This window comes from Polaromonas sp. P1_G2 (assembly GCF_056405515.1).
Genome location: NZ_JBFUBY010000199.1, coordinates 1 through 7709, shown reverse-complemented (window position 1 = coordinate 7709; position 7709 = coordinate 1). Strand labels below are relative to the sequence as shown.

The window sequence follows — 7709 nt, the reverse complement described above, 5'->3', positions numbered from 1 at the left end:
ATGTGGAAGGGGCCGGAAAACCGACCCTCAACGGTGCGCCCATCGGGGCCGAGCCCGTCATCCTGAAAAACGGCGACATGCTCGAACTGGCCGGAACGCAGATGCAGTTCGTCCAACATTGACCCGGGTGCCTGCCCGGGCTTCGCACTAGCGCGGACCGTCAGCACCCAACACCCGAGGTCTCATGAGACTCCTCTCCCGGCACTGGCCTCGCATCGCCGTCACGCTGATTCCGCTCGTGTTTGCCCTGCTGCATGCGGGCGGCGTGCTGCGCATAGGCGTGCTGCAGCGGCTGGACGACATCATCTACGACGCTCGCCTTCGGGCGACGATGCCGCACACACTGGATGAGCGCATCGTCATCGTCGACATCGATGAAAAAAGCCTGGCCGAAGTCGGCCGCTGGCCCTGGGGGCGCAACAGGCTTGCCGAGCTGGTCGAGGAGTTGCAGGACCGCCAGAAGACCGCACTGCTCGGTTTTGACGTGGTATTCGCCGAAGCCGATGAAAGCTCGGGCCTGAAACGCCTCAAGCAGCTGGCGCAGACGGAACTGAAGGACCAGCCCGGTTTTTCGGAAAAGCTCAACCAGCTGCAGGCCAGCCTGGATTACGACGCGGTATTCGCCAAGGCTATCGAAAAGCGGCCGGTCGTGATGGGCTATTACTTCACCAGCGACAGGGACGGACGCGTCAACGGTGTCTTGCCTGCACCCGTCATGGACCGCGATGCGCTGGGCGGCCGCCCGATCAAGTTCACCAGCTGGAATGGTTACGGCGCCAACATCGAACTCCTGGCCAAGGCCGCTCCGCTGGGCGGCTTCTTCAACTCCATCACCGAAGGCGATGGCGTGGTGCGCTCCATCCCCCTGCTGGCGGAATACAAGGGGCAGTACTACGAATCGCTGGCGCTGGCCATGTTCCGCATGCTGGTGGGCTTGCCCAAGGTTGAGCCCGGCTTTCCGCCGGAAAAATTCCTCACGCGCAATTACCAGGGGCTGGAAAGCATTTTGCTCAAGCAGGGTGGCAAGGTACTGGCGATTCCGGTCGACGACCGGGTTGCCACGCTGGTGCCATTTCGCGGCAACGGCGGCGCCAACGGAGGCTCGTTTCGCTACATCTCGGCGGCCGACGTGCTGGCCAAGCGCCTGGCGCCCGGCTCGCTCAAGGACAAGATCGTCCTGGTCGGCACCACGGCCCCGGGCCTTCTCGATTTGCGGGTCACGCCGGTCGGGGAGACTTACCCTGGCGTGGAAACCCACGCCAATGTGATCTCGGGTTTCCTGGACGGCAAGGTGTTCGTCAAGCCCGACTATGCGGTCGGGTTCGAGATCGTCATTTTGCTGTTGTCGGGCCTGACGCTGGCGTTCGCGTTGCCCCTGCTGTCGGCCTCCCGCGCGGTCCTGGTCAGCCTTGCCGTGACCGCCGCTATCGCCGGGCTGAATTTCTGGCTCTATGCGGGCTACGGCCTGGTGCTGCCGCTGGCCAGCGCGGTGGTGATGGCGCTGACGGCTTTTGCGCTCAACATGAGTTACGGTTATTTCGTCGAAAGCCGCTCCAAGCGCGAGCTGGCCAACCTGTTCGGCACCTATGTGCCGCCAGAGCTGGTCGATGAGATGGTGAAAGACCCCGACAGCTACAGCATGACGGCGACCACCAAGGAGCTGACCGTCATGTTCTGCGACATGCGCGGCTTCACCAAGATGTCGGAGACCATGGAGCCGACCCAGCTGCAGGCGCTGCTCAACAGTGTCTTCAGCCGCCTGACGGACCTGATACGGGGCAACCGCGGCACCATCGACAAATACATGGGCGACTGTGTCATGGCGTTTTGGGGCGCACCTGTGGACACGCCCGACCACGCGGCGCTGGCCGTGAAAACCGCGCTCGAAATGTCCAACGCCGTCCGCAAGATCAACGAAGAGCACAAAGCCAAGGGTTTACCCGAGATCGGCATCGGCATCGGCCTGAACACTGGCACCATGTGCGTGGGCGACATGGGGTCGGACATCCGCCGCAGCTACACCGTGATCGGCGATGCGGTGAACCTGGGCTCGCGCCTGGAGGGCTTGTCCAAGACCTATGGTGTCGAGATCGTGGTCAGCGAATCCACCCGCAAGCTGGCCGGTGATTTCGCGTGGCAGGAACTGGACAAAGTCCGCGTGAAGGGCAAAGATCAGGCCGTGGCCATTTTTTGGCCGCTGGCGCCGGCGGACCGTATCGACAAGGACAACACCGCCGAACTGAAAACCTGGGGCATGGCCTTGAAAGCCTACCGTGCCCAGGACTGGGACCAGTGTGACGTTCAGTTACTAAATTTGCAGCGGGCAAATGGCAAAAAGTTCCTTTACCGGCTGTACGCGGAGCGTGTAGCCTCCATGAGGCTGCTGCCGTTTGATCCGGAGTGGGATGGCGCAACCAATTTTGAGACCAAATAACACAAAGACCAACTCAGGGCCAACCGGAAAACCTCATGAAAGTACGTGTACTAGGCTGCTCGGGAGCCATTGCCAAGGACTGYCGGACCACGTCTTTTCTGCTGGACAACGACCTGCTGGTCGACGCGGGCACTGGCGTGGGCGACCTCACGCTCGACGAGATGGCCGGCATCAACCATGTGCTGCTCACGCATTCGCACCTTGACCATGTCGCCGCGCTGCCCCTGATGGTGGACGCCATCGCGGCGCGGCGAACCACGCCAATACAGATTCACGCCCTGCAAGGCACCATCAACGCGCTGAAGGCGCACATCTTCAACAACACCATCTGGCCGGATTTTTCGAGAATCCCCACGCCGGAAGCGCCGTTCATCAGTTTTCATCCCCTGGATGTGGGGCAGACCCTGTTGCTGGCGGGAAAACACGTGGAAGTGCTGCCGGCGGTGCACACCGTGCCGGCCGTGGGATACGCCGTGGCCACCGGCAAGGGCTGCTGGGTGTTCACCGGCGACACCGAGCAGAATCCGGCCCTGTGGGCCCGGATCAACCAGATGAACGTGGCCATGCTGGTCATCGAAACCGCTTTCAGCAACCGCGAGCGCGACCTCGCCAAGCGCAGCCTGCACCTGTCGCCCCATGCGCTGGCCAATGAGCTCGATTGCATTGAACGCGGGAAGAACTACCCGATTTACATCACCCACACCAAGCCTGCCGAAACCGACCTCATCATGGCCGAGATACAGCGTTTTGACCAAACCCGCCCGTTTGGCCCCAACGTCTCGCACGATATCCGGTGGCTACGGGCAGGYCAGGAGTTCGAACTATGAGCGCCGTATTGCAACGAGACCCCCAGGATGAGTTTTTCGACTCGCAGATGCTGCCGCCGCAAGAGCGCGGCGTCACCTTCGAGGCGCTGTATTTCCGGCAGCTGCAGCTGGTCACCAACCGCATCCATGAGACCGAAAACATCGACCAGATCATGCTGGAGGCGAGCCAGGATATCTGCAAGCTCTTCAACGCCGACCGGTTGACCCTGTACGCCGTCAATGAAGATCGCACCTCCATCGTGTCCAAGGTCAAGACGGGACTTAACACCAGCCGCGACCTGAAGCTTCCGGTCAGCGCGCAAAGCATCGCAGGCTATGTGGCCATGTCGCGCCAGATGGTTAACATCGCCGATGTCTACGACGAGGAAACGCTCAAGAAAATCCATCCGGCCTTGAGCTTTCTCCAGGAAGTCGACAAGCGCTCGGGCTACAGGACCAAACAGATGCTGGTGGCGCCCGTCATGGACGGCGACACGTTGTACGGCGTCCTGCAGGTCATCAACAACCGCAGCGACCAGCCCTTTGGCAAGCTCGAGGAAGACGGCGCCCGCCAGCTATGCCAGACGCTGGGCATCGCGATACGCCAGCGCATGCAGCGAGCGGAAGACGGCCAGCGCCGCAAGGCCACCAAGTACGACGGGCTGGTCACCGAAGGCGTGCTGTCGCAGGACGAACTGCAGCAGTGCATTCAGCTGGCGCGTGAAGAGGGCAAGTCGGTCGAGCATATGCTGATGGCCAGCTACCACATTCGCCCAACCCAGATCGGCCAGTCGCTGGCGAAGTTTTTCGGCGTGGGCTATGAACCCTTCAACGCAGGCCGCATCCGCTCCGAAATGCTGCACGGGCCACTCAAGCGGGAGTTCATCGGGCAACAGGGCTGGATACCGCTGGAGGAAACCACGGACGGCCTGGTGATCATGTGCATGGATCCGGAGGCCGTGCGCGGGGCACGCGTTGTTCCCCAGGTGTTCCCGCGCATCACCAAGTTCGCCTACCGCGTCACGACCCAGACCGAGTTTGACGAGACGCTGAACCAGCTCTTCGGCGCCGGTGCCGACAGCAGCTCCATCGACCAGCTGCTGGCCGACATGGATTCGCCGCTGGAAGGCGATTCTCTCGACGAGTCGTCGCTGGAATCCGCGGCGGCCGACAACGAGCTGGTCAAGTTCGTCAACAAGGTCATCATCGACGCCTACAACCAGAAGGTGTCTGACATCCACATCGAGCCCATGCCAGGCAAGGCCAAGACCGGGATCCGGTTCCGAATCGATGGCACCTTGCAGCCCTACATCGAAGTGCCGGCGCAGTTCCGCCAGGCCATGGTGACCCGGCTCAAGATCATGTGCGACCTGGATATTTCCGAAAAGCGCAAGCCGCAGGACGGAAAGATCAAGTTCAAGAAATACGGCCCGCTGGATATCGAGCTGCGCGTCGCCACCATTCCCTCCGCCGGCGGTGTGGAAGACGTGGTCATGCGTATCCTGGCCGCCGGCGAGCCGATTCCGCTGGAAAAGCTCGGGCTGACCGCGCACAACAAGGAGCGGCTCGAAAAAACCGTCTCCAAACCTTACGGCCTCTTTTACGTRTGCGGTCCCACGGGCTCGGGCAAGACCACCACGTTGCATTCCATCCTGAAATTCCTCAACACGCCGGACACCAAGATCTGGACGGCCGAGGACCCGGTTGAAATCACCCAGAAAGGCTTGCGCCAGGTGCAGATCAACCGCAAGGCCGGCATCGACTTCGCGCTGGTCATGCGCGCCTTCCTGCGGGCCGACCCGGACATCATCATGGTCGGCGAGTCGCGCGACAAGGAAACCGTGGCCATGGGCGTCGAGGCATCGCTGACGGGCCACATGGTGTTTTCGACCCTGCACACCAACTCCGCGCCCGAGTCCATCACGCGTCTGCTGGACATGGGCATGGATCCCTTCAATTTCGCCGATGCCTTGCTGGGCATCCTGGCGCAGCGCTTGGCCAAAAAACTGTGCGATTGCAAGGAGGCTCACACCTTGAGCTCGCAGGAGATCAAGGATTTCATCCGGGAATACGCCGAAGAACTGCGCCACACCGACGCCTGGAAGGCCGATGAGGGCGGCGAGTCGCAAAAGCTGTTTGAAGACTGGATGGAGCGCTACGGCAAGGACGGCAAGCTTACCGTATACCGGGCCGTGGGCTGCGACAAATGCGGCAAGACCGGCTACAAGGGCCGGATCGGCTTACATGAACTCATGATTGCCGACGACGCCGCGAAAAAACTGATCCAGGAACGGGCCCGCGTGGCCGAGCTGTTCGCCAGCGCGGTCAGCAGCGGCATGCACACGCTGAAGATGGACGGCATGGAAAAAGTGCTGATGGGACTGACCGACCTGAAGATGGTCCGCTCCGTCTGCATTAAATAAGGTCTTGCGGGGAAGCTGCGGCGCCGGTGGTTCAGTTCCCGGCGCGTGCCTCCGAGGCAGCTTGCCTCACGCACCACTTGCGCCACACGCTGCGCAAGGCTTCTTCAAAGTGCCGGGAAAACCGCGGGGCGTCGAAAAGCGGTGAAGCCAGCACCTRTTGCCTCATGCCGGCGCGCAGCGATGCCAGGCGCGGCAAGTCGGCGGCATGCGAGACGGCTCTTCTCACGTAGTCATCGGCGTCTTCGGCCACCCACTCGGGCAGGCCGGCGTTCATCAGCAGGCCGACGCCTTGACGCGACAGAAAACTCTTACCTGCCAGTGTGAGCACCGGCACGCCCATCCACAAGGCTTCGGCCGAGGTCGTTCCACCTGTGTAGGGGAAGGGATCGAGGGCGATATCCACCTCTTGGTAGGTCGCCAGGTAGGCCGCGCGAGGTCCCGCGCTCAGTACATGCAGCCGCTCGGCGCTGATACCGTGGATGGCAAAGCGCTCTGCTACGGCATGCTGCCAGCGGATCTGCTGGTCCGGTGATGCTGCGAGTCGCAAGCGGCTGCCGGGCACAGCGTGCAGTACCCGGGCCCACAAGGCGACAACCGCATCATTCATCTTCGACAGGCTATTGAAGCAGGCAAAGGTCACGTAGCCGTTGCGCAAGGCAGGCAGGGGCGTGACCTCAACATTGTGCGGGGGCGGGGTAAAACAAAGCCGGGTTTCCGGCAGGCGCAGGATCTCCTCGGTGAAATGACTCTCCAGCTCGGGGGGCAAAGTCCAGGGGTCGGCAATCAGGTAATCGATGGCCTCGACACCCGTGGTAGCGAAGTACCCCAGCCAGCTGATCTGCACGGGGGCGGCTTTCCAGGCAAAGACAGGAAGACGGTTCTTTCCGGTATGTCCTGAGAGGTCAATCAGGATATCTATCCCGTCAGCGCGGATACGCCTGGCTAGGACTTCATCGGGCTGGCCAACCGCCAGATACCAGCCTTGCAGGTGGCCTTTAAGCCGTTCCGTGACATCGTCGGCATCCGGTGAGTTGGAATAGGCAAAGAGTTCCAGCCGACCCGCCGCTTCGGTCGACAGAGCCTCCAGCACGCTCTCGATAAAGTAAGCCACGGGATGTGAGCGCAAATCTGCAGAGACTAAGCCCACACGCAAGCGTCGGTCGGGATCCGCATGGTTCCTCAAGCTGGCGGGAGGTGGGGCCAACCTCGAAACCATCGCGCCGAAGCGCTGGGCCTCGTCTCGCAACTGTTCGGGTGAAAGGCCGGGCAGGAAATGTTGAGTCAATAAAAGATTGCTTTGCGCGATGGGGAAATCAGGCTTGATGGTTAGCGCGTTGCGGTAACTTTTCAGCGCATCGTCGAGCTGGTCAAGGTCTTTGAAGGCGGCACCCAGATTGTGATGCACCTCGGCATTCTGGGGCTCGAGTTGGATCGCCTTGCTATAGCTTGCCGCCGCTTCGCCGAACAAGCGCAACGCCATAAAAATATCGCCGAGATGGCAATGCGTGTTGACAAAATCAGGCTTGAGTTCCGCTGCGCGCCGAAGGTGGGTCGCGGCGTCGCGGAGCTGGCCCAGAGAGCGCAAGACCAGACCCAGGCTATATACTATGTCTACATTGTCGGGATCGAGTTCCAGCATCTGGCGGTAAGCGATAGCCAGCTCACTGGTGCGCTCAAGCCGTTTCAGGAGGTCGGCCTGTTTTTCATGGGCTTGGGCATGGTCCGGCTTGATCTTCAAGGCGCGGCGATAGCTCTCCAAGGCTGCTTCATCCTGCCCCAGTTCTTCCAGGGCTGCCCCCAATGCGATTTCCGCGTCCACGAAATCCGGCTTGAATCCGAGCGCCTGACGGTAGGCCCGCGCGGCCGCCTCGTGCTGAGCCAGCCGTGCGTGGGCGGACCCGATGTTGAAGTGGGTACCGGCCGAGTCCGGTTTGTACTGCACGGCCCTGGCAAACGCCTCCAGTGCATCCTGTGCATCGCCCCGGTCAAGCAGTATGGTGCCGCGGCTGAAATGAGCCCGGGCAAAGTCGGGCGCCAGGACAATCG

Annotated in this window: 4 protein-coding genes and 1 pseudogene; 4 read left to right on the top strand and 1 reads right to left on the bottom strand. The window is 61.6% G+C overall.

Annotated elements, in window-relative coordinates; all coding sequences use genetic code 11:
- The 4 genes and pseudogenes from AC1D0P_RS18175 to AC1D0P_RS18160 all read left to right on the top strand — a co-directional run.
- Nucleotides 1-122: pseudogene (locus AC1D0P_RS18175) on the top strand (FHA domain-containing protein); the annotation flags it as partial.
- A gap of 62 nt (nucleotides 123-184) precedes the next feature.
- Nucleotides 185-2434: a CHASE2 domain-containing protein gene (locus AC1D0P_RS18170; protein ID WP_477678032.1), complete on the top strand. Its 2250-nt coding sequence runs from the start codon at nucleotides 185-187 to the stop codon at nucleotides 2432-2434.
- A gap of 35 nt (nucleotides 2435-2469) precedes the next feature.
- Nucleotides 2470-3261: a 3',5'-cyclic-nucleotide phosphodiesterase gene (locus AC1D0P_RS18165; RefSeq protein WP_477678031.1), complete on the top strand. Its 792-nt coding sequence runs from the start codon at nucleotides 2470-2472 to the stop codon at nucleotides 3259-3261.
- The gene (locus AC1D0P_RS18160; protein ID WP_477678030.1) at nucleotides 3258-5663 is read left to right on the top strand and encodes a GspE/PulE family protein; all 2406 of its coding nucleotides are present in this window, start codon (nucleotides 3258-3260) and stop codon (nucleotides 5661-5663) included. The genes AC1D0P_RS18165 and AC1D0P_RS18160 overlap by 4 nt, the downstream gene beginning before the upstream one ends.
- Before the next feature lie 31 nt (nucleotides 5664-5694).
- Here AC1D0P_RS18160 and AC1D0P_RS18155 read toward each other — a convergent pair whose 3' ends face one another.
- Nucleotides 5695-7707, bottom strand: coding sequence for a tetratricopeptide repeat protein (locus AC1D0P_RS18155; RefSeq protein WP_477678029.1), 2013 nt, complete (start codon nucleotides 7705-7707; stop codon nucleotides 5695-5697).
- Nucleotides 7708-7709 lie beyond the last annotated feature (2 nt).